Source organism: Methylobacterium sp. BTF04, from assembly GCF_010692745.1.
In the GTDB taxonomy this organism is placed as follows: Bacteria; Pseudomonadota; Alphaproteobacteria; order Rhizobiales; family Beijerinckiaceae; genus Methylobacterium.
This window is the reverse complement of record NZ_JAAHTB010000009.1, coordinates 90,821-117,189: the sequence shown is the minus strand read 5'-3', so window position 1 is coordinate 117,189 and position 26,369 is coordinate 90,821. Positions and strand designations below refer to the sequence as shown.

Here is a 26,369-nt window from a genome sequence, read left to right as displayed (position 1 = left end):
GCGCACCAGCCCTCGAGGCGAATCACGGCCCAGCGCCGGGCCATGAGTGCACTGGTCGTCGGACGAGCACTGTGCGGAGTTTTCAGAACGAGGCCCGCATCCCGCCGAATACGCTGCGCCCGGTGCCGGGATAGAACGCCACCGGCCCGCCGACGACGCTCGCCGCGTTCGTCACCACGGAGATGTCGGAGACGTAGCGCGCATCCATCAGGTTGCGGGCGTCGACGAACAGCGACACGCCGTTGCGGAAATCGAACCCGGCCTCGATGTTGAATAGCGCGTAGCCCGGCACCTGCAGGGTGTTGGCGTGATCGGCGAACGCGCCGGCGGGGACCCAATCCACCGACGGCGCCACGTGGAACCCGCTCGGATGGGCGTAGGCGAGCACGGTGCGCAGCACGTCCTGCGGGATGCCGGCGATGCGGTTGTTGCCGAAGACCGGATCGGCGACGAAGCGGAAGTCGTTGTGCGTCCAGACCTGCGAGACCACCAGGGTATCGCCGATCCCGGTGAGATCGCGTGCCAGATCGAGGGAGAATGCGGCCTCGACGCCCTGGTGCACGGTGCGGGGCGCATTGAACGTCGCGGCCGGGATGTTGATGGCGGCCCCGATGCCGGACGAGAAGTTGATGAGCTCGTCGCGGAGTTCGGATCGGTACAGGGTCACGTCCCAGGCCAGGCGATCGATCCGGCCGCGGGTGCCGGCCTCATAGGTCCAGGCGCGTTGGGCCTGGAGCGGGACGAAGGTAGTCCTCAGGGTGTTCTGCTGCACCAGATCGGAGAAATCGGGCACGTCGCGCGAGCGGGCGATATCGCCGAACACTTGAATGCCGGGCAGGGGCTGCCACAGCAGGCCGATCTTCGGGTTGATGCCCTCGTAGGTGGTGTCGGCGAACTGGACGTTGGGGCTCGCCGCCAGGCCGCCCTTGTTGCTGTAGGTGCGGTTCGCGGACAACGCCTTGGCGCCGGTCATCAGGGCGACGTCGGGCAGGAACCAGAACCGGTTCTCGCCATAGGCTTCGAGGTTCGAGGCGGATTGAAGCGCGTTGAGGGTCTGGACGCCGCGCTGGCCGGCGACATTGACGAACTGGAGCGCCGAATTCTGGCCGGCGAATGCCCTCAGGCCGAGGATCGTATCGTTGCGATAGCCGCCGATGTCGAAGCTGCCGGCCCAGCGCGGCGCGATGCCGTAGGTCCAGCCATCCTGGTCGATGGCCTGGAAGATCGGATGGTACAGCGACTTGTGGATCGCCCAGGTGTCGATATCGAGCTTGCCGACATCGAGCACGAACGAGGTCCGATTGGCGATCCGCTCGGTCTCGACCTTGCGGGATTGGTTTCCGGTGAGCGCGCTCGGATTGGCCAGCGTCGGGTTGGCGAGCGCATTGAACAGGCTCAGGGTACCGGGCAGCTTCTGGTCGGTGAGGTAGACACCGATATAGAACCGGGTCTCGATCCCGGGGGCGATCCGGTAGCCGATATTGGCGTTGAAGTTCTGGGTGCGCTGCGCCTCGTGCGCCCGGTAGCCCTCGGAATTAGTGAGCGTGCCGTTGATGAGAACGTCCACCGGACCAGATATGCGCGAGACCTGGAAGTTCTCGCGGATCGTCCCGAAGCTTCCGCCATCGATGCGCAGGACGTTGGGCGCGAACGCCGTATAGGCGGTGGGCGTGACGACGTTGATGGCGCCGCCGAGCGTCGTGGCGCCGAAGGTCAGCGCGTTGCCGCCCTTGTAGACCTCCACCGAGCGCAGCCCGAGCGGATCGACCTGATAGAAGTCGCCGCTGCCATCGGCGAGGTTGAGCGGGATGCCGTCCTGCAGCAATTCGAGACCGCGCAGGTGGAAGCCGCGGGAGATCCCCGAGCCGCGCACCGACAGCCGCAATTCCTGGCCATAGCGCTCCTGCACGAACACGCCGGGCGTATCCTTCAGGACGTCGCGCAGGGTGTTGGCGTAGCGGTTCTCGAACGCGGTGGCATCGACGAAGGCCACCGCGCCGACGGTGGCGTTCACCGCCTCACGCTGCGCGGCGACGCTCGGCACCGTGAGCGAGCCGGCCGCGGCGCCCTCGACGCTGAGTTCCGACAAGGTCGCACTCGGGATTCCCTGGGCGAGAGCGGACCCCGAGACGGAGGACAGGAGGCAGAACGCGACGGCACCGGCGCGGAGGAAGGCAACAGATGGAACGGGATCGATCATGGGACGGACTCCGGCCGAGCGCGCCGCGACACGCCGCGAGATCGCTCGCGACGGGGCTGCGCCGGTGAGTGATGAGGGTCGGGAGAGCGGGCCGCGCCCTGTCGGAGGGCGCGGCGGCGACGCTCAGTGGTGCTGATGGCCTTCGGCAGCCGGCGCGGCTGCCGCGGCCCCGGGCTTGAGCGCCCCGATCGGCGCCACTGCGAACGTCACCGGAACCGTGCCGGCCCGCTCGAAGGTCAGCGTGCCGACGATGGCGTCGCCGACCTTGGGCGAGGCCTTCAGGTCCTCGAACATCAGGTGCAAGCCGCCGGGCTTCAACTCCACGGTCTCTCCCGGCTTGATGACGAGGCCGCCGGTCACGGCCGCCATCTTCATCACGGTGCCGTCCATGGTCATGGAATGGATCGAACCGGAGCCGGCAAGCGGGATCGACGCCCCGGTGAGCCGATCGGGTTCGGTGCCGGTGTTGGTGATCCGGACGTAGCCCCCCGCCACGGTGGCGCCGCCGGGGGTCGCCCGCATCCACGGCGTCTCGATCTTGAGGTCGCCGGTCTTTACCGCCGGGGCCGCAGCCATGCTGTGCGCCGCCGCGACGATCGTCACAGCGGGGGCCGGAGATTTCAGGGCATGCGCATCCTGGCCGGCAGCCGGGATCTCGCTCCAGCGATAAGTGCCGCTCGTGCAATCCTGCTCGATCGGAAAGTACACGGTGCTGCCGGGCGCGAACGCGTCGGTGACGCGGGCCAGGAAGGTGAATTCGTCGACCTGATCGTCCGGCAGGCTGCCGCCGGTCCAGGTGATGGTCTTCACGCCCTCACGGATGTCACCGTGGTAGTAGGGATAGGCCCGGGCGTAAGGCCCCGTCTCGGTGGCGATCTGCCAGCCGGGCTTCGCCATCGGCTTGGCGCCGACCACACCCTCGGGGATCGTGACGCTGACCCGATTGGTCGGCTGGCCGTTGCAGCCATGGGTGATCTGCACGACGCCGCGATAGCTCTCATTGGGCTGCGCCTCGCGGACCGCGAGGGTGGCGTGGGCAAAGGCGGCGGTGCTCGAAACGCTGAGGAGCGCGGCGCAGGCGTAGCTTCGCGAAAACCGGTTCATGGGACAATCCTGACAGTCTGAAGGGATCGGGTCTTGGCGATCGATTCAGAGTGTCGGCGGACCGCGCGGATGGGCGATCGACCCCGGCGGGCCGCGCGCGGCGACCCGCACTTCGCTGCGCCAGGCGATCCGGGTCGCACCGCGCGGGGGCCAGACGATGGCGGCCGCGGCGAGGACCGGGTCCTCGGCCTTGGCGAACAAGCCCGGAACCGTGCAGCACGGCTGGTGATGGACGACACCGCCCGTATCGGGATCGGCACCACCGCCATCGGTCTGCCCGAGGCAAAGGGCGCCGCCATGCAGCGGCGAGGGCAGCGGCATCAGGCCGCCGAGGAAGGCATGCAGCACCAACGCGTAGAGCGCGACCACCGCAGTGACCGCGCGCAAGGTCCCCGTTCTGGTGAGGCTGCGTTTCATCGTGGCGCGAGACATACGCGATCGGAAAGGCAGCCGCCACATCGCGGATTCGTGTCCCGGGCGCACTGTGGCAGACGCGCCGCACTCCAGGGGAAGTCGGGGAAAACGACCCGCGTGCCACATTCTGGCCAGGCCGCCATGGGTTCTTAACCCCACCCCGACACGTTCGCGACGAGGGGATTTCCCGCCACGGTGCAAAGCGCCGCGACCGGGCAAGTCACATGTCGCTTCATAAGTCAGATCAGAGTTTCCGTCCGATGCTGAAACAGGCTTTCCACACCCGCTCGCTCGGCCTCGCGCTCCTCGCATCGGTGGCCGTACTCGGCCAGCCGGCAGCGGCGCGCGAGCAGGGCAGCTTCGCCCAGGCCGAATGGGCGCAGGATTACTCATCCCCCGCGACCATGCAGGTGCAGCGTTCGTCGACGCCGATCCTGTCGCCGCAGACTATCGCGGCCACCGAGCAGACGATCGAGCGCTACAAGGAGATCGTCGGGCGCGGCGGCTGGAAGCCGGTCTCGGGTGCCGACCGCCTGCGCGTCGGCGCCAAGGGCCCGGCGGTGGCCGCCCTGCGCCAGCGCCTCATCGTCACCGGCGATCTCGACGCGGCCTCGGGCGGCTCGGGCGTCTACGATTCCTACGTCTCGGCCGGCGTGAAGCGTTTCCAGGCGCGCCACGGCCTGAGCCAGAGCGGCGCCATGAGCGCGGCCACCCAGCAGGCGATGAACGTGCCGGCGGATGTGCGTCTGCACCAGCTCGAGATCAATTCGGTGCGCCTGCGCTCCTATTCGGGCAATCTCGGCAACCGTTTCGTCATCACCAACATCCCCGCCGCCCTGGTTCAGACGGTGGAGAACGGTCAGGTCGTGACCCTGCACGCCGCGGGCGTCGGCAAGTTCGACCGCCAGTCGCCGATCATGAACACCAAGGCGACGCAGATCAATTTCAACCCGTTCTGGACGGTCCCGGCTTCCATCGTGAAGAAGGACCTCATCCCCAAGATGCAGAAGGACCCGACCTACCTCACCGAGAACAAGATCCGCATCTTCTCCGGCGAGACCGAGATTTCGCCGGCCTCGGTGAACTGGAACTCGGAAGAGGGCACGCGCTACCGCTACCGCCAGGATTCGGGCGCCGACTTCAACTCGATGGGCATCGTGCGCATCAACATCCCGAACCCCTACGGCGTGTTCATGCACGACACGAACACCAAGGGCGTGTTCGGCGACGATTTCCGCTTCATCTCCTCGGGCTGCGTGCGCGTACAGAACGTGCGCGAGTACATCACCTGGTTGCTCAAGGACACGCCCGGCTGGGGCCGTGAGCAGGTCGAGCAGGCCATCGAGAGCGGCAAGCGCGTCGACGCCACCCTGAGCACCCCCGTGCCGGTCTACTGGACCTACATCACTGCCTGGGCGACCCCGGACGGCTCGGTGCAGTTCCGCGACGACATCTACAAGCGCGACGGCGTCAATGTGCCGTCGACCCTGTCGGCTCCGACTCCGGTCGCCAGCGCCGAGCAAGTCCAGAGCTTCGAGCCGGGCGACGAAGAGAACTAATCCAGCAAGACAGGGATAGACTTCTCAACCAAGCCCTTCGTTCGGGATGAGCTTCACGGAGCTCATCCCGAACATTCAACTCTCACAGGCGTCCATCCTGGAGTGAAGCCTCGATCTTCGGTAGCAGAAGTTCGTTTCCACGGGCCATAGTCAGTGCTGCCTCGCCCCTGAGGATCAGACTGTCCTGCGGATCGAAGACGATTCCGTCGCATATGTGCGCGAGTGTTGCCGCGGCAATACAGGCTGCAACGCAATCCGGCAGCCCAACCCAGTAAATCGCGCGCACTTCAGTTCACCTGAATTCGAAATCGATGTCGTCATAAGTGTCCGTCAATGCATCAAACTTGCAGGGACGACACTCGAATTGTACGGCACGGCCTTTCCAGAGAGCACTGATCATCGCTCCATCGTCTGGTATCTTTAGATTAGACGAAAACTTCAGATCAAATCGTAACTCGTCAATACTTTTTTGCCAGATTCCTAGGCTTGGTATTTGGCCGTCAAACATTACATAAAGATCCATACTCATTGCATTTTTCCTTTGAAATACAATCAAGAGACCAGGATATACAAACAACTCTTCGCGTCTAATCCCTTCGATATATGCAGCTCGATCACGGGAACATCTTTACCAACGCCGAGGTGCATCCGGATTTCGTCTGCACGTTCTGGGGTAAGCTTTGCGCCTCCGGTTTTGATGTCGAACACGGCCAAAACCGGCGCAGCGATGGTTCTGCCGTCCCGCAGAATGGCATCGGTCCGGATACTACCGTCGAGGCCATACCGGACCAGATCGCCTAAGCTGAAGCTCTGTTCGACACCGCGCAGACCAATCCCAGGCAGATCGTAATTTCTGATGAGTTTTGCAGCTTCACTAGGGATACTTGTCCCGCAGACAGGGCCCATCCCTGGTCCTACATTGGCGACGACATCTTTCACGATCTCTATTCAGCGATCTGCGGTCAGATCGATCTTTGCGTTACCGGTTCGATCCCTGCGAACGACAACGACACGCGACCCGCCTCAGCCGCCATCCCAACGACCTTTTGGGCTGCGGGACTGATCTTCGTTGAACCCGGCTTTCAGGGCATCGCAAGCAGCCTGAAGAACTGCGATCCGCAGACGAATCGCGGCGATTTCGCAGCGGCGGTGAGTCACAGGCGGCGGCAACGACATCGGAACAGCCCTCCTTCGAATCAGGTTCATTTTCCTACACCTGATTCAAGATGGCAAGATGTTCGATATTTGTTCTCGCTATTTGACGTACTGGGTCGGCTTGAATCGACAGCAGGAGCCGCCTGACCCCGCCCGACTTAGCCCGAAGCCTGCCGAAAGATTTTTTGAAACATCCGGCAAATTCCTGTGTCTTGGACTTGGGCATCCGCCAGTGTAGTAATCAAGCATCGAACGCCCGTCCGCCTCACGCCAGCGGATAACGGGTGCATCGGCCCGTTCAACAATCGAGGCTATCCATGAGCGCCGGCACCGCAAGCGACAAGCATTTCTCGAATTCCTTCTTCAGCGCCTCGCTGGCTGACGTCGATCCCGAGGTGGCGAGCGCCATCAGCAAGGAACTCGGCCGCCAGCAGCATGAGATCGAGTTGATCGCCTCCGAGAACATCGTCTCCCGGGCGGTGCTGGAAGCGCAGGGCTCGGTGCTCACCAACAAGTACGCCGAGGGCTATCCGGGCCGTCGCTATTACGGCGGCTGTCAGTTCGTCGACATCGCCGAGAACCTCGCCATCGAGCGCGCCAAGCGCCTGTTCGATTGCGGCTTCGCCAACGTGCAGCCGAACTCGGGCTCCCAGGCGAATCAGGGCGTGTTCCTGGCGCTGATGCAGCCGGGCGACACCTTCCTCGGTCTCGATCTCGCCGCCGGCGGCCACCTCACCCACGGCGCCCCGCCGAACATGTCGGGCAAGTGGTTCAAGCCGGTGTCCTACACCGTGCGCCGCGACGACCAGCGCATCGACATGGAGCAGGTCGAGGCGCTCGCCCATGAGCACAAGCCCAAGGTGATCATCGCCGGCGGTTCGGGCTACCCGCGCCACTGGGATTTCGCCAAGTTCCGTGAGATCGCCGATGCGGTCGGCGCCTACTTCCTCGTCGACATGGCGCACTTCGCCGGCCTCGTCGCCGCTGGCGTGCACCCGTCGCCGTTCCCGCACGCGCACGTGGCCACCACCACCACGCACAAGACCCTGCGCGGCCCGCGCGGCGGCATGATCCTGACGAACGACGAGGCGCTCGCCAAGAAGTTCAACTCGGCGATCTTCCCCGGCCTCCAGGGCGGGCCGCTCATGCACGTCATCGCCGGCAAGGCCGTGGCCTTCGGCGAGGCGCTGAAGCCCGAGTTCAAGATCTACGCCCGTCAGATCATCGAGAACGCCAAGGCGCTCGCCGACACCCTGATGACCGGCGGCTACGACATCACCTCGGGCGGCACCGACAACCACCTGATGCTGGTGGACCTGCAGAAGAAGGGCCTCACCGGCAAGGCAGCGGAAGCGGCCCTGACGCGGGCCGACATCACCTGCAACAAGAACGGCGTGCCCTTCGATCCGGCCAAGCCGACGATCACCTCGGGCATCCGCCTCGGCACCCCGGCCGGCACCTCGCGCGGCTTCGGCGTCGCCGAGTTCAAGCAGATCGGCGGCTTCATCGTCGAAGTGCTCGACGGTCTTGTGGCCAAGGGCGACGAGGGCGATGCGGATGTCGAGGCCAGCGTGAAGACCAAGGTCCACGCGCTGACCGATCGGTTCCCGATCTACGGCTGATTGCCGATGGTGCCGCTTAACGCGTGCACCGCAACACGCTAAGGAACGGCCGCGGATCGGTGATCCGCGGCCGTTCCTCGTTTTTCGTCACAGCACAGGTGTCCGCCCGATGCGCTGTCCCTATTGCAGTGGCCCCGACACCCAGGTGAAGGATTCCCGCCCCAGCGACGATGCGGCGGCGATCCGGCGGCGGCGGGTCTGCCCGGATTGCGGCGGACGCTTCACCACCTTCGAACGGGTGCAACTGCGCGAGCTCACCGTCCTCAAGCGCTCGGGCAAGCGCGTGCCCTTCGACCGTGACAAGCTCCAGCGCTCCATCGGCGTGGCCCTGCGCAAGCGCCCGGTGGCGCCCGACCGGATCGAACGGCTCGTGAGCGGCATCACCCGCCAGCTCGAAAGCAGCGGCGAGGCCGAGATCACCAGCGAGACCATCGGCGAGGCGGTGATGGAGGGGCTGAAGGGGCTGGACGACGTCGCCTATGTCCGCTTCGCCTCGGTCTACAAGAATTTTCGCGAGGCCAGCGACTTCAAGGCGCTGCTCGGAACCCTCGGTGACGCCGCGATCCTCCCGGTCGAGGACGAATCTGCGGCCGAGATCGTCCCTCTGCGCCCCAAGCGCATCCCGCGGCCGCACTCATGAGCGAGGCCGACCCACGTTTCATGCGCCTCGCCTTGGCGCTCGGACTGCGCAACCTCGGGCGGACCTGGCCGAACCCCTCCGTCGGGGCCGTGGTTGTGACGGACGACGGACGCATCGTCGGCCAGGCTGTCACCGCGCCGGGCGGGCGCCCCCATGGCGAGCCCGTGGCTTTGGCCATGGCCGACGGCGCGGCACGGGGCGCAACACTCTACGTCACCCTGGAGCCGTGCTCGCATCACGGACGGACGCCGCCCTGTACCGAGGCCATCCTCGCCGCCGGGATCGCGCGCGTGGTCACGGCGCTGGAGGATCCGGACCCGCGGGTCGCCGGGCGCGGGTACGCGCTCCTCACCCAGGCCGGAATCGCGCTCACCACCGGTGTGCTCTCCGAGCAGGCGGCGCGCGACCATATCGGACACGTCACCCGTGTCACCAAAGGGCGCCCGAGCCTCCACCTCAAGCTCGCCCAGACCCGTGACGGCTTCGCCGCCGGTGCGCCGCACGAACGCCTGCGCATCACCGGCCCGATCGCCGACGGGATGGTCCATCTCTGGCGCGCACATGCCGATGCGATCCTGGTCGGCATCGGCACGGCGCGGGCGGACGATCCCTCGCTCACCGTACGCCTTCCGGGCCTCGGCCAGCGCTCGCCGTTGCGCATCGTGCTCGATTCGAACCTGCGTATCCTGCCCACCGCCCATCTGGTGCGCGCCGCGCGCGACATCCCGACACTGGTGATCACCACGCGGCGCGCGCCCATCCACGCCAAGCGCATGCTAACGTCGCTCGGCGTCGAGATTCTGCAGGTCGATTCCGAGGCATCGGGCCGGATCGACCTGTCGGCGGCCCTCCGCGCCCTGGGCGAGCGTGGCCTCACGCGGATCTGCTGCGAGGGCGGCCCGCACCTTGCCGACGCGCTGGCCCAGGCCGATCTCATCGACGTCTGCACCCTGATCACCGGCCCGGCGAACCTGACAGGCTCCGGTGGCCTTCCCGCCATCGGTCCCTGCCTCGGTGAGCGCCTCGCCAGCGGCCACCTCGCGCCGGTGGAGACTCGGATTCTGGGTCCCGACCGTGCCGTGACCTACGAACGGAGCCACTGAAGATGTTCACCGGACTCGTCACGGATGTCGGCCGCGTCGTCGCCGTCTCCGGCACGGATCGCCTGCGCCACCTGACCATCCGGGCGTCCTACGATCCGGCCACCATCGCGCTCGGCGCCTCCATCGCCTGTTCCGGGCCCTGTCTCACCGCCGTGACCATCGCGCCGACCGAGGATGGCTGCCTGTTCGGCGTCGACGCTGCCGCCGAGACGCTGGAGCGCACCAACGTGGGGAGATGGCGCGAGGGCACCCGGATCAATCTCGAACGCTCGCTCAGGATCGGCGATGAGCTCGGCGGTCACCTCGTCACCGGCCATGTCGACGGCCTTGCCGAGATCGTGGCGCGCGAGAGCGTCACCGGGGGGGAGGGCGATCCGCAATGGGCGCCGAGCGACCGCTTCACCCTGCGGGCGCCCGCCGCGCTCGCCCGCTTCATCGCCGAGAAGGGCTCGGTCTGCCTCGACGGCACCTCGCTCACCGTCAACAGCGTGCAGGGCGACCTGTTCTCGGTGCTGCTGATCCCGCACACGCTCGCGGTGACCACCTGGGGCGAGCGCCGGGTCGGCGACCGGCTCAATCTCGAAGTCGACCTGATCGCCCGCTACGCCGCCCGGCTCGCCGAGAGCCGTGCGGAGATCGGGGGGTAAGCACAGCGCTTGTGGCAGCGCCCCCTTCGGTCTATCGCTCGCGGCAATGACCGAGCGGCCCGTGACGGCTGACTCAGAAGGCCGCGCGTCGCAACGACCGACGCGGTCCAGCGCCGCAACCCCGATCCCGTCACCCATCCCCATGCGTCGCGGAAGGGTGGCGTCCGCTCCATCCTGCTCAAGGCCTTTCGATGGTTTCGACACCACCCGCGTCCCGCCCCGTCGCCGACACCGTCAAGGGTGCCCGCGTCCTCGTGGTCGAGGCGCGCTACTATGGTGAGTTGGCGGACGAACTCCTGGCCGGCGCGCAGGGCGTCCTCGACGCCGCCGAGGCCGAATCGACCATCGTCACGGTACCGGGCGCCCTAGAGATTCCCGCCGCCATCGCGATCCTCGTCGAGGCCGCCGCCCGTGCGGGGCGCCCCTACGATGCGGCCGTGGCCCTCGGCTGTGTCATCCGCGGCGAAACCGGACATTACGACATCGTCGCCGGCGAAAGCGCGCGGGCGCTCATGGACATGTCGGTGAACCTACGGCTCCCGCTCGGCAACGGCATCCTCACCGTCGAGACGGAGGCGCAGGCCTTCGCCCGTGCCCGCGTGGCGGAGATGAACAAGGGTGGCGGCGCGGCCGAAGCCGCGCTGGCGGTTCTGGCCCTGAAGCGCGCCGCCGCTGCCGCGTCGGTGGGAGAGGAATAAGATCATGGCGAAGTCGATCGCGCGCAGCGGCGCCCGCCTGGCCGTGGTGCAGGCCCTCTACGAGATGGAAATTTCCGGCAAGGGCGTGATCGAGGCGATGGCCGAGTTCGAGACCTTCTGGATCGGCCGGACGGTGGAGGGCATCGAGCACCCGCCAGCGGAAACCGCGTTCTTCCGCGACCTGCTGCGCGGCGTGGTCGAGGAGCAGCGGGCGATCGATCCGCAGCTCGACGGTGCCCTGGCGCAGGGTTGGCCGCTGAAGCGGATCGAGGCGGTGCTGCGGGCGATCCTGCGGGCCGGCGCCTACGAGCTGATGTATCGGCGCGACGTGCCGGCGCGGGCGGCGATCTCCGAATATGTCGACGTGGCCTACAGCTTCTACGGCGGCGACGAGCCCGGCATGGTCAATGCCGTGCTGGACAAGATCGCCCGCGAAGTCCGCGGCGCGGAATTCGCCGGGCTGCCGGGCTCGGGTAAAGCTTGATCGGACCCGGCGTGAGCGGGTCCCGCTCCACCGAGGACGGCCTGATCGCGCGCTACTTCGCGCCGCTCGCCGGTCCCGGTGCGGACGGTCTGTCCGACGACGCGGCGACCCTGACGCCAAGCCCCGGCTGCGACCTCGTCCTGACCGCGGACGCCATCGTCGCCGGCGTGCATTTCTTTCCCGACGACCCGCCGGCCTCCATCGCCCGCAAGGCGCTCGGGGTGAATTGCTCGGATCTGGCCGCCAAGGGCGCCAGCCCGCGCGGCATCCTCCTCACCCTGGCGCTGGCCGACGACTGGACCGAGGCGTGGCTCGCGGACTTCGCCGCCGGCCTCGCAGGAGCGATCCGCGATTTCGGCATTCCGCTGCTGGGTGGCGATACGGTGCGGGCCGCCGGCCCGACCTCGATCGGGGTGACGGCGCTCGGCGAAGTTCCGGCCGGCACCATGGTGCGGCGGATGACGGCGCGCATCGGCGACCGGATCTGCGTCAGCGGCACCATCGGCGACGCCGCCCTCGGCCTGCTCCTGCGCAGCGGGCCGATGCCGGCCTGGGGGACGGCGCTCGGCGCGCAGGGGTGTGATGTCCTCATAGACCGCTATTGGCACCCGCAGCCCCGCCTCGCGCTGGGGCCGGTCCTGCGCCGGCACGCACGCGCGGCGATGGACATCTCCGACGGCCTCGCCGGCGACCTCGCAAAGATGCTGAAAGGCACGGCGCCGGAGGGTGGGGGACGCTCGGCCGCGATCGCGCTCGCCGACCTGCCGCTGTCGGAGGCTGCCGCCCGGGCGCTCGCCCTCGCACCCGATCTCCTGACCACGATCCTTACCGGCGGCGACGATTACGAGATCCTCTGCGCGGTGGCTCCCGAGCATCTCGCCGCCTGCCTCTTCGACGCGAATGCCGTCGGCGTACCCATGACGGTGATCGGCACCGTCACGGCGGGGGCGGGGGCGCCCGTCTTCCGATCCGCGGACGGGCCCATTGCGCTCCCGTCCGCCGGATCGTTCAGTCACTTCTGAGTCGGTTCGCGCCTCTTCCGACACCCTGCGCTGCGGCGATCGCTCAGGCGGCCCGCACGGTGGCGAGGAACTGGGCGACCTCGGAGCTCAGGCTCTCCGACTGACGCGACAGGTCGCCGGAGGCCTGCATGAGCTGGCTGGCGGAGGCGCCGGCCTCTGCGGCCGAGCGGGCGACCTCCTCGATATCGGTGGTCATCGCGCTGGTGCCGGCCGAAGCCTGGCTCATGTTGCGCACGATCTCCTGGGTCGTCAGGCTCTGCTCCTCCACCGCCGCAGCGATGCTGCTGGTGACCATGCTCATGCCCTCGATGCGGGTGACGATGCCCTGGATGGCACCGGTCGCACCGCCGGCCGCGCCCTGGATCGCCTGCACCTGCTCGCCGATCTCGGTGGTGGCCCGCGCGGTCTGTTCGGCGAGGCTCTTCACCTCGGCCGCGACGACGGAGAAGCCACGGCCGGCCTCGCCGGCGCGCGCCGCCTCGATGGTGGCATTGAGCGCCAACAGGTTGGTCTGCGAGGCGATCTGCGAGACGAGGCCGACCACGTTGCCGATGCGGGTGGCAGCGGCCGAGAGCGAACGCATGCTCTCCGCGGTCCGGTTGGCCTCGTCCACTGCAAAGCGCGACATCTCGGCGGCCTGCTCGACCTGACGGCCGATCTCCTGAACGGTGGCGCCGAGTTCCTCGGCCGCCGCCGCGACGGTGTTGACGTTGCCGGCGGTCTCATGGGCGTTGAGGGCGACGGAGTTCGAGCGCTGCGCGGTGCCCTCCACCGCCAGGGTCATGGTACCGGAGGCGTCCTGGAGGCCGTGCGACGCCTGGGCCACGTGCTCGACGATCCGGCCGACGGAACGCTCGAAATCGTCGGCGAGGTGCTTGAGCATCTCGCGACGCTCCGTCTCCTGGCGCATCCGCTCGGCATGGGTGGTCTCCAGCTGGCGTGCGGCCTCCTCGAGCGAGATGTCGCGGATCGTCACCACCGCGCGGGCAATCCCGCCGATCTCGTCGTTGCGGCGGCTGCCGGGCACCTCGGCTAGGGTCTCGCGGCGGGCCAGAGCTTCCAGCGCACGGGTGAGTGCACCGAGCGGCCCGACGATACTGCGGGAGAAGACGAAGCCGAGGACGGCGGTCGCGAGCAGAACCAGCAGGGCCACGAGGGCCAGGGAGCGGGTGAGGGCGCCGACCGCCTTCAGCGTCTCGTTCTGCGATTGTTCGGCGACGATCGTCCACGGCGCGCCCATGACGGAGACCTGCGCGGTGGCGGCCATCCGGGTTCCGTCCGCAGCGGTGTAGGTGAACGGATGGGCGCTGCCCAAAGCCGCCTTGTCAATGCCGAGCTGGGCAACGGGGCTGCCCGCCTTCTCGCCACCGGACAGGGGCGGATTGCTCCGCAACAGGCCATCGGTGCCGACGGCCATGATCCGTCCGGTGTCGCCGAGGCCGCCGCGATCGGACAGGGTCCGGTCGAACAGGGCCGGGGTCACCCGCATCACGACGAAGCCGATGCGGGCGGCCGCTTGACCGGTGCCCATGGCCACGTTGGCGCGACGCGCCACCGCGCGGCCGAGGAAAGCGGAGGGAGCCGCCTCCGCGGGATACGGCGCGAAATCCTCGAACAGGGTCGCGTCCGCATCGGCCGCCTTCAGGCGTTCGATGAGCTTGGCGAGACCGGTCTCCTTCAAGGCGGGCTCGGACAGGTCGTGCGAGAAATCGGCGCCCTTCGTGGTGGTGTAGACGATCCGTCCATCCTCGGAGACGAAGACGAGGTCGGCGTAGCCGGGCCGCTCGACGAGCTTGCGCGCCACTTCCTGCACCTTCGCATGGCGGCGGCCGTACATGGTTGCGGGCGCCTCGGCCGCCATCCGCCCTTCCGGCGTGGCCGCGCCGGAATAGGTCTGGACGAGCTGGGCGAAGTCCGGCTTGGCCGGGTCGAGCGCCTCAACCAGATCGCCGAAATTGCCGCTGACCTGCGCATTCGATGCCGTGGTGGCGAGATCGCCGCCGGCGCGTTCCACCACCAGTTCGATGCCGGTCTTGCGGGCAGTGGCCGCCAGATCCAGCCGGTCTTCGGCCGCTGCGACGAGGCCAGCCCGGGCCGAGTACCAGCTCAAGCCACCCATGGCGGTCGAGCTGACGAGGGCCAGGCCGACGATGATCGCCGGGAGGCGGGTATTGAGGCTGGCGAACAGGGACATGAGAGCACCGATACGGGGAACCCTCATGGCATCGCACACAGCGCTTTAAGAAAATCCTTTCAGTTTTCGTTCCGCTCGATTTCCCAAGTCAGGGTAAGTCCATGCGCGGAAAATCACATCGCCAATATCGGGTGCGTCGATCGACTCGGAATTTTCGATGCCGTTCCGAGATCTGCATGATTGGCCCGCACGCGTTCATCGGAAACCGCTGACGCGGCTTTCGACGTCTTAGGCGCCCGGCAAGCCACCGGCGGAATCCTGCGCACCATCGTCGAGGAACATCCGATAGGCCGGGTTGTCGGTCTCGTCGACGCACGGATAATCGAGCGCCGCCACCGCCGCGTCGAAGCGCGTACGATCGGCCGGCGCCACGTCGATGCCCGCCAGCACCCGGCCATAATCGGCGCCGTGGTTGCGGTAATGGAACAGGGAGATGTCGAACCCGTCGCCGAGACAGTCGAGGAACTTCAGCAACGCCCCCGGGCGCTCCGGAAACTGGAAGCGGTAGAGGCGCTCATGCGCCAATCCCGTCGCCCGGCCACCGACCATGTAGCGAATATGGACCTTGGCCATCTCGTTGTCGCTCATGTCGAGCACGCGGTAGCCGTTGTCGCGGAGATCCGCGATCAGCGCGCGCTTCTCGGGCGCGCCGCCGGCCAGGTTGATGCCGACGAAGATCTGCGCATCCGCATCCCTGGCGTAGCGATAGTTGAACTCGGTGATGGCCCGCGGCCCGAGGGTGCGGATGAAGGTCCGATAGGCGCCCGGTCGCTCGGGGATGGTGACACCGAGTAAGACCTCGCGCTGCTCGCCGATTTCGGCGCGCTCGGCGATGTGGCGCAGGCGGTCGAAATTGAGATTGGCCCCGCTGGAGATCGCCACGAGGGTCCCGCCGGCATCGCCGCCCCGCGCCGCGTAGGCCTTGGCGCCGGCCAGAGCCAGGGCGCCCGACGGCTCCGAGATCGCCCGGGTGTCGTCGAAGATGTCCTTGACCGCCGCGCACATGGCGTCGGTATCGACGGTGATGACTTCGTCGAGATGCTCACGGCACAGGCGGAACGTCTCCTCGCCGGCCTGGCGCACGGCAACGCCATCGGCGAAGAGGCCCACCGTCGGCAGGATCACCCGCTCGTCGGCATCCAGAGCGGCCTTCATGCAGGCGGCATCGTCGGGCTCGACCCCGATGACCTTGGTCTCGGGGCGCAGGTACTTCACGAAGGTGGCGATGCCGGCCGCGAGGCCGCCGCCGCCGATGGGGACGAAGATCGCCTCGATCGGACCGGAATGCTGGGTCAGGATTTCCATGCCGATGGTGCCCTGGCCGGCGATCACGTCGGGATCGTCGAACGGGTGCAGGAAGGTCAGGCCCTGCTCGACCTCGAGCTTGCGGGCATGGCCCAGAGCCTCGTCGAAGGTGTCGCCGAACAGGATCACCTCGGCGCCGCGCGCCCGGCAGGCATCGACCTTGATGGCCGGCGTGGTCCGCGGCATCACGATGACGGCGCGCACGGTGAGACGCGCAGCCGCCAGGGCGACGCCCTGCGCATGGTTGCCGGCGGAGGCGCAGACGACCCCTTGCGCCAGAACCTCGGCTGAGAGCCCCGACATCTTGTTGTAGGCGCCGCGCAGCTTGAACGAGAAGACCGGCTGCAGGTCCTCGCGCTTCAGCAGCACCGGACGGCCGAGGCGCACCGACATGCGCGGCATCGGATCGAGCGGGCTCTCGATGGCGACGTCGTAGACGCGGGCGGTGAGGATCTTGCGGATGTAGTCGGTCAAGGAAACGCGGGCCCCGGATCAGGATACGGTCGAGTCTATCTCCTCGCACATAGGTCTTGTGCAGCGCAGAAGCGAGCGCGACCACTTCACCCTCGCGGCGGACGTCATGCTCGAAAGGGCGGCCTTGCCGATATCCGCCGCGCTTACTCGGCCGCTACGGCAGCCGCTCGTAGAGGGCCGCGAGCCAGACCAGGGCGGCGATGCCCTGCGCCAGGAAGGTCCCGGCCGAGGCCAGATCCTTGACGATCCCGATCCGCGGATGGTGGTCGGGGTGGAGATGGTCGCACAGCTTCTCGATGGCGGTGTTCAGGAATTCGGCGGCGAGCATCAGCAGGAGGCTCACGATGAGCGCCACCCGCACCCACAGGCTCGCCCCCACCAGACACGCCAACGGCACGCCGATGCCGAGGAGCGCCAGTTCGAGGCGCACCGCGCGTTCGGTACGGGCCCCGTGGACGAGGCCGCGCCAGGAATTCAGGAAGGCGAGGTAGAGGGCGTGCATCGCGGGCTCAGGCGTTGTCGGTGGGCGCGCCGCGGGCGATCCATTTCGCCAGCACCGGACCGGTGATGAGCACCACGAACAGCCGCAGGGTCTGCACCGCGAGGACGAACGACACGTCGACCTTCGAACCGACCGCGATGATCGCCACCGAATCGAGGCCGCCGGGGCTGGTGGCGAGGTAGGCGGTGAGGAAGTCCACAGGCAGCAGGTAGGTCAGCCCGTACGCCCAGAGGCCGCACAGGGCGATGACGCCGAGCGTTGCGATGAGGATTCCGGGCAGGGCCGTGACCGTCTCCCGCAGAGTCTCCTCGCGAAAACGCAGGCCGACGTACCAGCCGATCGTCGCATAGGCGAGGTCGAGGAGCGGCAGGGGCAGCGCCATCGCGACCGTTCCGGTGGCGTGCAGCACGGCACCGAGCACCATCGGTCCGATCAGGCCACCGGCCGGCATCCTCAGGGCGAGCGCGATCCCGGCCCCGGCGGCGGCGATGGCCAGCGTCGCGGCGACGGAGAGCGGCGTGCTCGCCTCCGCGGCGGCGGCCGCGACGCCACCGGGGGTGGACACGTCGGTGAGCAGCCGCGCGACGAGGGACGCCGACAGCACCACGGCGACGACGCGGACGTACTGCATGAAGGCGACGAGGCGCGGGTCGGCCCCGTAATCCTCCGACATCGCCACCATGGCGGCGGCCCCTCCGGGGGACGACCCCCACGCGGCGGTGGTGCCGGGCAAGACGCGAAGGCGCGTCAGCGTCCAGCCGACGACGGCGCCGGCCAGCACCGTCACCAGCACCACCGCCAGGATGAGCAGGCCGTGGCCGGTGAGCGTCGCCACGATCTCGGCGGTGACGGATTTGGCGACGAGGCAGCCGATCATCGCCTGCGCCGCCTGGAATCCCGCCCTCGGCACCGACAGCCGCGCGCCCTTCACCCCGAAGGCGATGGCCGCCAGCATCGGCCCGAGCAGGAGCGCCGCCGGAAAGCCGGCCACCGACAACCCGTAGGCGAGGGCACCGGAGGTCAGGACGAGGGCCGCCCACAGGCCGATCGATCGGATGGAGAACACGCGGTCAGCCGAATGAGAGGATCGGAAGCGTGGCCGGGCGCTACACCGGATGACCCGCGCTGTCACGGTGCGGGCCGGGCGAAGCCGGTTCGTCGGCGATGCAGGCCGTGGTCCCCTCCGGCGCGTGGGTTCTGAAGAACGCCGCCAGATGGGCGAGGCCGGCGCCGCGCGGGTCGCTGGAGCGCCAGGCCAGCGCCACCGTGCGGCCGGGCCCGTCGATGTCGAAGCTGCGCGTCACCGTGAGGCCGCTCGGATCGGGCCCCGACGGCACCGCCAGCGCCGGCAGCAGGGTGTAGCCGGCGCCGGCCGCCACCATCGAGCGCAGGGTCTCGAGGCTGGTGGCATGGCGCCCGGCGGCGCTTCCGGCGCCACAGGCCGTGACGGTCTGGTCGCGCAGGCAATTGCCTTCGTCGAGGAGGAGCAGGTCCGGCCCGGCGATGTCCCGGGCGCGCGGGGTCCCGCCTTGCGCCAGCGGATGGTCCGACGGGCAGGCGAGCAGGAACGGCTCGACGAAGAGCGGCGTGATCGCCAGCCCCGAGATCGGCACCGGCAGCGACACCAGGGCCGCGTCGATGCGGCCGTCGCGGAGCCCTTCGAGGATCTCGGCGGTGCGCGCCTCGCTCAGCGCCAGCGCCAGCAGCGGGAATTCCTGGCGCAGGCTGCGCAGCACCAGCGGGAACAGGTAGGGTCCGAGGGTCTGGATCGCGGCCAGCACCAACCGGCCGGTGAGCGGCGCGCCGCGCCCCTCGCTCGCCAGCACGAGGAGCCGCTGCGCCTCCGCCAGGACGATGCGGGCCTGCCTGACGATGCCCTGGCCGGCGGGGGTCAGCATCACCCGGCGGTTGCTGCGTTCGAACAGCACCAGGCCCAAGGCTTCTTCGAGCTTGCGCACCTGAACGCTCAGGGTCGGCTGGCTGACATTGCAGCGCTCGGCCGCCCGCCCGAAATGCGTCTCCTCGGCCACCGCCACCACGTATTCGAGGTCACGGAGCGACAATCCCGATAGGTTCATAGGCTCAGCCTATCAGAACCTTTGCCACGATGCATTGGTCAAAGGGTGGAGACCGGTTCATAACGCGGTCTCAGAACCATTCCAGGGTCGGAGAAGGGCGAGGCCGATGTCCCCCCGCATCCCCGTCCTGGCCGCCTTGAGCCGAGGAGCGCGCGCCGCATGAGCGATCAACGTCCGATACTGACCACCCGCCAGGGCCATCCGGTCCGTGACAACCAGAGCACCCGCACGGTCGGCGAGCGCGGCCCGGCGACCCTCGAGAACTACCAGTTCATCGAGAAGATCACGCATTTCGACCGCGAGCGTATCCCCGAGCGCGTGGTGCATGCCCGCGGGACCGGCGCCCACGGCTTCTTCGAGGCCTATGGCACGATCGGCGACGAGCCGGCTTCCAAGTACACCCGCGCCCGCGTCCTCAACGAGACCGGCGTGAAGACGCCGATGTTCGTGCGCTTCTCCACCGTGGCCGGTGCCAAGGAGAGCCCCGAGACCGCCCGCGACCCGCGCGGCTTTGCGGTGAAGTTCAAGACCGTCGACGGAAACTGGGATCTCGTCGGCAACAACCTCAAGGTCTTCTTCATTCGTGACGCGATCAAGTTCCCCGACATGATCCACGCGTTCAAGCCCGACCCGGTGACCAACCGCCAGGAGGCCTGGCGCTTCTTCGACTTCGTGGCGGCCCACCCCGAGTCGATCCACATGGTCACGCACCTGAAGTCGCCCTGGGGCATCCCCGCGAACTATCGCGAGATGGAGGGCTCGGGCGTCAACACCTACAAGCTCGTCAACGATGCGGGCGAAGCGGTGCTGTGCAAGTTCCACTGGACCCCGAAGCAGGGCGTGCGGAACCTGACCTCGGCCCAGGCCGAAGCGGTGCAGGCCAAGGATGTCGGCCACGCCACGAAGGACCTGTACGACACCATCGCCGCCGGCAATTTCCCCGAGTGGGAATTCTCGGTGCAGATCATGCCGGACGGCCCGAACGATCACCTGTCGTTCGATCCCCTCGACGACACCAAGCTGTGGCCGGTGGAAGACTTCCCGCTGCGCCCCTGCGGCCGGATGGTGCTCGACCGGGTGCCCGACAACTTCTTCGCCGAGGTCGAGCAATCGGCCTTCGGTACCGGCGTGCTCGTGGACGGCATCGACTTCTCGGACGACAAGATGCTCCAGGGGCGCACGCTGTCCTACTCGGACACCCAGCGCTACCGCGTCGGCCCGAACTACCTGCAGCTTCCGATCAACGCGCCGGCTCCCGGCGTGAAGGTCGCCAGCAACCAGCGTGACGGCCAGATGACCCACTACGTCGACGGGCTCGGTTCGAACAAGCACGTCAACTACGAGCCGAGCACGATCCAGGGCGGCCTCGCGGAGGCACCCAAGCCCGCGCGCGAGTATCACCAGCCGATCCAGGGGCAGCTCGGTCGCTATCAGACGAGCCGCACCGAGGACGACTACGTCCAGGCCGGCGTGCGCTACCGCTCGTTCGAGACCTGGGAGCGCGACGACCTGATCGCCAATCTCGTGGCCGACATGAAGGAATGCCCCGAGGCGATCCAGCTCCGGATGGTCTGGCACTTCTCTCATGCCGACGCCGACTACGGCCGCCGGGTCGCCGAGGGGGCGGGCATCGACCTTCGAAAGGCCCTTGCCCTGCCGCCGCTGCCGGGCCGCGCGGCTCCGGGACAGCGTCTCCAGGCCGAGACCTACACCGATGGCAGCCACGCCCACCGCGTCGCCGCCGAGTGAACTGAGATCGTCGTCGTTCCAGGACGGCCAAGAGCCTCGCAGGGTCCTCCGACCCTGCGGGGCTTTTTCGTGCCCAAATGCGGCGCCCTGCCGGGGCCGGGCCGACAGAGCGGTGACTGTGATGCGACCCTGGGCAAGTTGGAGACGACGCTCAACAAGCAACAGTAAGCACGCGACGTGCCGATGAAGAAACCGCCGGCACGCGCCCCGACGCAGCAGCGATGTGGCGTCATGGCCTGCTAGAAATCGCAAGCCCGTTTTCGCACCAAAAGCTTATCTCCGAAAATCGGATTGTCGTGTTGCCGGATATTTACCGGTATATACGTCTATATTCTCGATTAATTCTTGATAAGAATCGGCTTAATCTCTGTATAATACCGTCTATCCACAAATTTATTCACCAGACTATTTGTATCTCGTCACCACTCCCGCCTGCTGGCAAGATTTTTTTCATGTTTCTCGCTGCCTATTGGGGAGGTCTGGTTGTGCGAATCATTTTTCGCCACGGTGAGCAGGTTGCGCGAACGATGAGCAGACAGTCGCAGACAATCGAGTCGCTCGTAATGCGAGATCAACTCAGCGCCGTCCACCATGCGTTATTCACCACGCTGATCTCGAACGTCTTCGTTTCTTTCTGTCTCACCTTCATGATGTGGCCCAGCGTCGACCACAGGTTCCTGCTCGCCTGGGTCGGCTCCAATGCCGTCTACAACGCCATTCGTATCAGCCTGGCCTCATACTGGTGGCGGAGCGGGACGTCGGAGCGGCACCCCGATCGCGTGCTCCGCTATTTGACCATCGGCGCATTTTTCTCCGGCCTCAGCTGGACGGTCGGTCTCATCGGGATCGCGATTGCCGGGCAGGCCTACACCATCGCAACGGGTCTGGCTTTTTGCGGGATTACGGCTGGTGCGGTGATCGAATCGCGGGCACACCGGGGGGTCGTCCCCGCCTTCGTCCTCCCAAGCAATCTCGTGCTGATCCTGCTCTACGCGAGCGCCGACCTGATCGCATCGCGGGTTATCGCAATGAACCTGCTCCTGCTCTTCGTCATGATGGTCAGGTCCACGAGCAAGACCGAGCGGCACTTCAAGGATTCCACACGCCTGAAGTACGAGGCGACTCACCTCGCCGAATCGTTGCAAGCGGCGAATGTCGTGGCGACGCAGGCTGTCCATCGCCTGGAATACGTCGCGAACCACGATCACCTCACCGGTCTCGCCAACCGGGTCGCCTATCAGAAGGCGTTCGACCAGTTTCTGACGCGTTCCTCCTCGGGCGAGGGCGATGTGACGGTCATGTTGATCGATCTGGACCACTTCAAGGAGATCAACGACACGCTCGGACATGCGGAAGGCGACGAGGCATTGATAGAAGTTGCTCGCCGGCTGAACAGCCTTCTCACCCCCGACGATCTCATCGCACGTCTCGGCGGCGACGAATTCGCCGCGCTCATCTTCCGGCCGAGGATGGAGGCGGAGGACGAGGCGATCGCCGCAACGATCGTGGACAGGCTCCGCGAGCCTTTCCGGCTCTCCGATCGGGCGTGGCAAGCCGGCGCCAGCGTCGGCTTCGCACGCTTTCCGAAAGACGGTGCCACGATGAAGGACCTCCAGGTCTGCGCCGATATCGCCCTCTACCACGCGAAGTCGGCTGGCCGCTCGACCTGGTGCGCCTTCAGCGACGACATGCGGCGCGAGACGGTGACCCGGCAACGGATCGGACGGGACCTCACCCTCGCTGTCGACGAGGGACGCATCGAGGTCTGGTTCCAGCCGCAGGTTGATAGCCGGACCGGCAAGGTCTGCGGATTGGAAGCGCTCCTGCGCTGGAAGCATCATGAACTCGGATGGCTGTCACCGCCCGATGTGGTCAAGGCCGCGGCCGCCACACGGCAATCCGAGCGTCTCACCCGGGCCGTGTTTCAGGGCGTGTGCCGCATGGCACAGGTCCTCGCGCAGCTGGGACGCCCGGACATCGTCGTGTCGCTCAATGTCTCGCCTGACGAGTTCGGCACTTATCGGGTCGCCGACATGATCGCCGAGGAACTGACGACGCACAGGATCGCCCCGACATCGATCGCCGTCGAGATCACCGAAGAGGCCGTGTACTCCACCGAGCGCGGAGGCGACGATCTCGCCGCCTTGAGACGGATGGGCGTCCGAATCATCGTCGACGATTTCGGCGTCGCCTATTCGTCGATTGGCTCCCTGCGCACGATCAACTTCGACGGCATCAAGATCGACAAGAGCTTCATCCAGGATGTCGGTGGCGACCATAAGGATCGCCGGCTCACGGGAGCGATCTTCGCCTTCGCGCAATCCCTCGGAGTCGATGTGGTCGCCGAAGGCATCGAGACCAAGGCGCAGGCGGAGATACTGACCGGTCTCGGATGTCCCGTCCTGCAGGGCTACTATTTCGCACGGCCCATGCCGCAGACGCAGACCCTCGCCTGGATAACGCAGAACGCTATCACCGCCCCAATTACGGCGACCGGCACGACGGAAAATTACCCTTCGATTCGGGCTATCGCCTGAACCGCGCTTCGTCGTCTCCCAAGACAGCGTGCATCGACCCCAAACGGGGCTGCGGGACGTCGAGAGCGGACGTCGCGCGCGTTCGTCAGGGAGCGCCGACCTTGCGATCGCGGCCGGCACCGAGCCCGAAAACCAGGGCGCCGAACGCGATCGCGCAGAACAGTACGATGGAGGCGCCCCACCCGCCGCTGCGGTCGTGGGCGAGGCCGAAGCTCAAGGGACCGAAGGCGGCGAGGGTGTAGCCGACGCTCTGGGACATCGCCGCCAGGGACGCCGTCGAGGCGGCGTCGCGCGCGCGCAGGACGATGATGGTGAGCCCGAGGCCGAACAGGCCGCCGAGGCCGAAGCCGAGCAGCATCCCGATCGGCCGGGCGAGGCCGACCGGGCCGATCGCCAAGGCGAGCAGCGCGCCGACGGCCAGCGCGAGGAGTCCGACCACGAACAGGCGTTGATCGCGGACACGGGCGGCGAGGGTGGGCACCAGAAGCGCGGCCGGCGCCTGCCCGAGGCTCATCAGCGACGACACGAACCCGGCATCGACCGCGCTCAGGCCGCGGTCGTGCAGCAGGACCGGCAGCCAGCCGAACATGATGTAGGCCAGCGACGATTGCAGTCCCATGAAGCCGGTCACCTGCCACGCGAGCCCGTCGCGCCAGAGCGAAGGGCGACGTACCGCGCCCTCGGCCGGCGGGGCGGCGCGTGCGAAGGGCGCCCAGGCGCAAGCCGCGAAAAGGGCGGGCACGCCCCATACGGCGAGCGCGGTGGACCAGCCACCCAGCGTGTCGGCAAGCGGCACCGAGAGGCCGGCGCCGGCGGCCGCGCCGAGGCACAACACCATGGTGTAGAGCCCGGTCATCGCGCCGGCCTGGCCGGGAAAATCGCGCTTGACCAGGCCGGGCAACAGCACGCCGGAAAGCCCGATCCCGAGGGCCGCGAGGCAGGCGCCGGCAAACAGCGGGACGGTGCCGCCAAAACCGCGCAATGCCGAGCCGATCGCCACGATCACCACCGCCGCGAGCACGCCCCGGTCGGGGCCGAGATGCCGGATCACTAAGGGCCCGAGGGCGCAGGCGAGGCCGATGCACAGGACGGGCAGGGTGGTGAGGAACGCCGCGCCGGCCGCACTCAGGCCGATGTCGCTGCGGATCGTCGCGAGCAATGGCCCGACAGTGGTGAGCGCCGGACGCATGTTGAACGCCACGAACACGATCCCGAGCCCGACGAGAACGGGCCGCGTGGTGGTCTGCGTCCCGGATGTCACGCGCCGCGTCGCCTCGCCGCGATGGCGCAGAGCAGGCTCGCCGCGAGCAGGATGCCGAACGGCGCATCGCCCAGGCTTGCATAGAGCGTCCGACCGGAGATCCGCGCCGGCAGATCCGCATCGAGCACACCCTCGACACCGAGGGGCAGGCTCGCGGTGATGCGCCCGTGCGCGTCGACCACCGCCGAGATGCCGGTATTGGCGTCGCGCACCAGAGGCAGCCCCTCCTCGACGGCCCGCAGGCGGGCCTGGGCGAAGTGCTGGCGCGGGCCGGGCGTATCGCCGAACCACGCATCGTTCGTGAGGTTCAGGATCAGGCCCGGGACCACCGGCGGCGCTCCGGGGGCCGCCATCGGGACGATCTGACCGGGAAAGATCGCCTCGTAGCAGATGGTGGCCGCTACCGGCGGCAGGCCCGGCACGGTGAGGATGCGCTGACCGGCGCGGGTGCCGGCGGTGAAGCCGCCCGGGATCGACACGAACTGGCGGATGTGGAGGGCACGCAGGAACGCATCGAGGGGCGCCGGCAGGTACTCGCCGAAGGGGACGAGGTGGACCTTGTCGTAGACGTCCCCGAGCTTCGGTCCGGCGGCGATGGTGAAAATCGCGTTGAAGAAGCGCGGGCGCTCGTTGGGCAACGCTTCTTCGGCGCGGGCCGCCCCGGTGATGAGCTGCTTGCCGGGCGGGAACGCGGCGGCGATGCGGGCGAGCGCCCGCGGATCGCGCTGGATCAGGAACGGGAATGCCGATTCGGGCCAGATCACGTGGGTGACATCGGCGATGCCGGAGCGGTCGGGAGCGGCGGCGCGGTCGCTCAATGCGAGGTAGCGATCGAGGATGTCCTCGCGATTTTCCGGGCGGAACTTGGCGTCCTGATTGAGGTTCGGCTGGACGAGGCGAAGCCGCACTCCGGCCACGCGCGGATCCGGGCCGGCGGGAAGACGCGCCACGCCGAAGGCGGCGAGGGCGGCAAGCGCCACTGCGGCGAGGGCAACGGGGCCGAGGCGCCCGGCCGTGGTGTCGGCTGTCGCCAGCGTCGCCGGGGCGGCGGCGATGGCGATGACGAGGAGGGTCAGACCGTAGAGCCCGATCACCGCCGCGCCCTGCATCAGCCAGAGATTCTGGCCGAGCGCCATGCCGAGGGTGTTCCAGGGAAAGCCGGTGAACAGGTGGCCGCGCAGCCACTCGCAGGTGGCCAGACCGAAGGCCAAGGCGAACAGACGGCCATTGCCGCGCGACCAGACCAGCCGCGCGAGGGCAAAGCCGAAGGCATAGAACAGCGCCAGCACCGCCGGCAGGCCGACGACCCCGAGCGGCAAGGCCCACAGGAATTCCTCCGCCTCGACGAGGAAGGCGGAGCCCAGCCACCACAAGCCGGCGGTGAGATAGCCGAAGCCCCAGGCCCAGCCGATCACCGCACAGGCGAGGACCGCGCCGAGATTGCCGCGCCGGCCGGTGGCCGCCCCGTCGATGAGCCAGACCGCGACGGTGAGCGAGACCGCGAGGGCCGGCAGCAGGCCGAAGGGCGGCATCGCCAAGGCGCCAAACGCACCGGCCATCGCGGCGAGCACGAGGCGACGCCAGCCCGAGGTGAGCATCACCCAGTGCGCGAGCCCCGAGA

At 67.7% G+C, this 26,369-nt stretch carries 22 protein-coding genes; 10 read left to right on the top strand and 12 right to left on the bottom strand.

Features of this window, described 5'->3' with window-relative positions; all coding sequences use genetic code 11:
- Nucleotides 1-82 precede the first annotated feature (82 nt).
- The 3 genes from G3T14_RS08040 to G3T14_RS08030 all read right to left on the bottom strand — a co-directional run bounded on the left by G3T14_RS08040 (nucleotide 83) and on the right by G3T14_RS08030 (nucleotide 3,736).
- Nucleotides 83-2,200 carry a TonB-dependent receptor gene (locus tag G3T14_RS08040; RefSeq protein ID WP_163641756.1) on the bottom strand — a complete coding sequence of 706 codons (2,118 nt, stop codon included), beginning with the start codon at nucleotides 2,198-2,200 and terminating at the stop codon, nucleotides 83-85.
- Between the two features lie 123 nt (nucleotides 2,201-2,323).
- Nucleotides 2,324-3,304, bottom strand: coding sequence for a DUF1775 domain-containing protein (locus tag G3T14_RS08035; RefSeq protein ID WP_163641755.1), 981 nt, complete (start codon nucleotides 3,302-3,304; stop codon nucleotides 2,324-2,326).
- Between the two features lie 45 nt (nucleotides 3,305-3,349).
- Entirely contained in the window at nucleotides 3,350-3,736 is a 387-nt protein-coding gene (locus tag G3T14_RS08030) for a hypothetical protein (RefSeq protein ID WP_246733055.1), read from the bottom strand.
- A 242-nt stretch (nucleotides 3,737-3,978) separates the two neighbouring features.
- Between G3T14_RS08030 and G3T14_RS08025 the strand changes: the two genes are divergently transcribed.
- Entirely contained in the window at nucleotides 3,979-5,277 is a 1,299-nt protein-coding gene (locus G3T14_RS08025) for a L,D-transpeptidase family protein (protein WP_163641754.1), read from the top strand.
- A gap of 552 nt (nucleotides 5,278-5,829) precedes the next feature.
- Here G3T14_RS08025 and G3T14_RS08020 read toward each other — a convergent pair.
- Complete coding sequence (locus G3T14_RS08020) at nucleotides 5,830-6,216, bottom strand: hypothetical protein (RefSeq protein WP_163641753.1); 387 nt, start codon at nucleotides 6,214-6,216, stop codon at nucleotides 5,830-5,832.
- Nucleotides 6,217-6,300: 84 nt separating this feature from the next.
- Complete coding sequence (locus G3T14_RS08015; RefSeq protein WP_163641752.1) at nucleotides 6,301-6,483, bottom strand: hypothetical protein; 183 nt, start codon at nucleotides 6,481-6,483, stop codon at nucleotides 6,301-6,303.
- Nucleotides 6,484-6,749: 266 nt separating this feature from the next.
- On the opposite strand from G3T14_RS08015, the gene glyA reads away from it, so the two are divergent.
- The 7 genes from glyA (at nucleotide 6,750) to thiL (ending at nucleotide 12,648) form a co-directional block, all read left to right on the top strand.
- Nucleotides 6,750-8,054, top strand: a complete 1,305-nt coding sequence (gene glyA, locus G3T14_RS08010; protein WP_163641751.1) for a serine hydroxymethyltransferase — start codon at nucleotides 6,750-6,752, stop codon at nucleotides 8,052-8,054.
- 109 nt (nucleotides 8,055-8,163) lie between these two features.
- Nucleotides 8,164-8,694 (top strand): transcriptional regulator NrdR, encoded by a 531-nt coding sequence (nrdR, locus tag G3T14_RS08005; protein WP_163641750.1) that lies wholly within the window; start codon nucleotides 8,164-8,166, stop codon nucleotides 8,692-8,694.
- Nucleotides 8,691-9,797 (top strand): bifunctional diaminohydroxyphosphoribosylaminopyrimidine deaminase/5-amino-6-(5-phosphoribosylamino)uracil reductase RibD, encoded by a 1,107-nt coding sequence (gene ribD, locus G3T14_RS08000; RefSeq protein WP_246733054.1) that lies wholly within the window; start codon nucleotides 8,691-8,693, stop codon nucleotides 9,795-9,797. Before nrdR ends, ribD begins: the two co-directional genes overlap by 4 nt.
- 2 nt (nucleotides 9,798-9,799) lie before the next feature.
- A complete protein-coding gene (locus G3T14_RS07995) occupies nucleotides 9,800-10,444 on the top strand; it encodes a riboflavin synthase (protein ID WP_163641749.1) in 645 nt (214 codons plus the stop codon).
- A 191-nt stretch (nucleotides 10,445-10,635) separates the two neighbouring features.
- Nucleotides 10,636-11,142 carry a 6,7-dimethyl-8-ribityllumazine synthase gene (gene ribH, locus G3T14_RS07990; protein ID WP_163641748.1) on the top strand — a complete coding sequence of 169 codons (507 nt, stop codon included), beginning with the start codon at nucleotides 10,636-10,638 and terminating at the stop codon, nucleotides 11,140-11,142.
- 4 nt (nucleotides 11,143-11,146) lie between these two features.
- Nucleotides 11,147-11,626 (top strand): transcription antitermination factor NusB, encoded by a 480-nt coding sequence (nusB, locus tag G3T14_RS07985; RefSeq protein WP_163641747.1) that lies wholly within the window; start codon nucleotides 11,147-11,149, stop codon nucleotides 11,624-11,626.
- 11 nt (nucleotides 11,627-11,637) lie between these two features.
- Entirely contained in the window at nucleotides 11,638-12,648 is a 1,011-nt protein-coding gene (gene thiL / locus G3T14_RS07980; RefSeq protein WP_163641746.1) for a thiamine-phosphate kinase, read from the top strand.
- Nucleotides 12,649-12,691: 43 nt separating this feature from the next.
- On the opposite strand, the gene G3T14_RS07975 is transcribed toward thiL, so the two are convergent.
- The 5 genes from G3T14_RS07975 to G3T14_RS07955 form a co-directional block, all read right to left on the bottom strand.
- Nucleotides 12,692-14,842: a methyl-accepting chemotaxis protein gene (locus G3T14_RS07975; RefSeq protein ID WP_163641745.1), complete on the bottom strand. Its 2,151-nt coding sequence runs from the start codon at nucleotides 14,840-14,842 to the stop codon at nucleotides 12,692-12,694.
- A gap of 228 nt (nucleotides 14,843-15,070) precedes the next feature.
- The gene (ilvA, locus tag G3T14_RS07970; protein WP_163641744.1) at nucleotides 15,071-16,621 is read right to left on the bottom strand and encodes a threonine ammonia-lyase, biosynthetic; all 1,551 of its coding nucleotides are present in this window, start codon (nucleotides 16,619-16,621) and stop codon (nucleotides 15,071-15,073) included.
- Between the two features lie 154 nt (nucleotides 16,622-16,775).
- Nucleotides 16,776-17,123: a diacylglycerol kinase gene (locus tag G3T14_RS07965; protein WP_163641743.1), complete on the bottom strand. Its 348-nt coding sequence runs from the start codon at nucleotides 17,121-17,123 to the stop codon at nucleotides 16,776-16,778.
- 7 nt (nucleotides 17,124-17,130) lie between these two features.
- Nucleotides 17,131-18,189 carry an AbrB family transcriptional regulator gene (locus G3T14_RS07960; RefSeq protein ID WP_163641742.1) on the bottom strand — a complete coding sequence of 353 codons (1,059 nt, stop codon included), beginning with the start codon at nucleotides 18,187-18,189 and terminating at the stop codon, nucleotides 17,131-17,133.
- A 40-nt stretch (nucleotides 18,190-18,229) separates the two neighbouring features.
- The gene (locus tag G3T14_RS07955; RefSeq protein ID WP_163641741.1) at nucleotides 18,230-19,201 is read right to left on the bottom strand and encodes a LysR substrate-binding domain-containing protein; all 972 of its coding nucleotides are present in this window, start codon (nucleotides 19,199-19,201) and stop codon (nucleotides 18,230-18,232) included.
- Between the two features lie 159 nt (nucleotides 19,202-19,360).
- Between G3T14_RS07955 and G3T14_RS07950 the strand changes: the two genes are divergently transcribed.
- Together G3T14_RS07950 and G3T14_RS07945 are read left to right on the top strand one after the other, a co-directional pair.
- Nucleotides 19,361-20,950 carry a catalase gene (locus G3T14_RS07950; protein ID WP_163641740.1) on the top strand — a complete coding sequence of 530 codons (1,590 nt, stop codon included), beginning with the start codon at nucleotides 19,361-19,363 and terminating at the stop codon, nucleotides 20,948-20,950.
- A gap of 299 nt (nucleotides 20,951-21,249) precedes the next feature.
- Nucleotides 21,250-23,487 carry an EAL domain-containing protein gene (locus G3T14_RS07945; RefSeq protein ID WP_163641739.1) on the top strand — a complete coding sequence of 746 codons (2,238 nt, stop codon included), beginning with the start codon at nucleotides 21,250-21,252 and terminating at the stop codon, nucleotides 23,485-23,487.
- Between the two features lie 85 nt (nucleotides 23,488-23,572).
- Here G3T14_RS07945 and G3T14_RS07940 read toward each other — a convergent pair whose 3' ends face one another.
- Nucleotides 23,573-24,748, bottom strand: coding sequence for an MFS transporter (locus G3T14_RS07940; protein ID WP_348645233.1), 1,176 nt, complete (start codon nucleotides 24,746-24,748; stop codon nucleotides 23,573-23,575).
- A complete protein-coding gene (lnt, locus tag G3T14_RS07935) occupies nucleotides 24,745-26,346 on the bottom strand; it encodes an apolipoprotein N-acyltransferase (protein ID WP_246733068.1) in 1,602 nt (533 codons plus the stop codon). Before lnt ends, G3T14_RS07940 begins: the two co-directional genes overlap by 4 nt.
- Between the last annotated feature and the right edge of the window lie 23 nt (nucleotides 26,347-26,369).

Excerpts from the sequence above, each read along its gene's own strand:
- G3T14_RS08040 (WP_163641756.1), bottom strand. The coding sequence starts at position 2,200 with ATGATCGATCCCGTTCCATCTGTTGCCTTCCTCCGCGCCGGTGCCGTC.
- G3T14_RS08035 (WP_163641755.1), bottom strand. The coding sequence starts at position 3,304 with ATGAACCGGTTTTCGCGAAGCTACGCCTGCGCCGCGCTCCTCAGCGTT.
- G3T14_RS08030 (WP_246733055.1), bottom strand. The coding sequence starts at position 3,736 with ATGTCTCGCGCCACGATGAAACGCAGCCTCACCAGAACGGGGACCTTG.
- G3T14_RS08025 (WP_163641754.1), top strand. The coding sequence starts at position 3,979 with ATGCTGAAACAGGCTTTCCACACCCGCTCGCTCGGCCTCGCGCTCCTC.
- G3T14_RS08015 (WP_163641752.1), bottom strand. The coding sequence starts at position 6,483 with ATGAACCTGATTCGAAGGAGGGCTGTTCCGATGTCGTTGCCGCCGCCT.
- glyA (WP_163641751.1), top strand. The coding sequence starts at position 6,750 with ATGAGCGCCGGCACCGCAAGCGACAAGCATTTCTCGAATTCCTTCTTC.
- nrdR (WP_163641750.1), top strand. The coding sequence starts at position 8,164 with ATGCGCTGTCCCTATTGCAGTGGCCCCGACACCCAGGTGAAGGATTCC.
- ribD (WP_246733054.1), top strand. The coding sequence starts at position 8,691 with ATGAGCGAGGCCGACCCACGTTTCATGCGCCTCGCCTTGGCGCTCGGA.
- G3T14_RS07995 (WP_163641749.1), top strand. The coding sequence starts at position 9,800 with ATGTTCACCGGACTCGTCACGGATGTCGGCCGCGTCGTCGCCGTCTCC.
- ribH (WP_163641748.1), top strand. The coding sequence starts at position 10,636 with ATGGTTTCGACACCACCCGCGTCCCGCCCCGTCGCCGACACCGTCAAG.
- nusB (WP_163641747.1), top strand. The coding sequence starts at position 11,147 with ATGGCGAAGTCGATCGCGCGCAGCGGCGCCCGCCTGGCCGTGGTGCAG.
- G3T14_RS07975 (WP_163641745.1), bottom strand. The coding sequence starts at position 14,842 with ATGTCCCTGTTCGCCAGCCTCAATACCCGCCTCCCGGCGATCATCGTC.
- G3T14_RS07965 (WP_163641743.1), bottom strand. The coding sequence starts at position 17,123 with ATGCACGCCCTCTACCTCGCCTTCCTGAATTCCTGGCGCGGCCTCGTC.
- G3T14_RS07955 (WP_163641741.1), bottom strand. The coding sequence starts at position 19,201 with ATGAACCTATCGGGATTGTCGCTCCGTGACCTCGAATACGTGGTGGCG.
- G3T14_RS07950 (WP_163641740.1), top strand. The coding sequence starts at position 19,361 with ATGAGCGATCAACGTCCGATACTGACCACCCGCCAGGGCCATCCGGTC.
- lnt (WP_246733068.1), bottom strand. The coding sequence starts at position 26,346 with ATGCTCACCTCGGGCTGGCGTCGCCTCGTGCTCGCCGCGATGGCCGGT.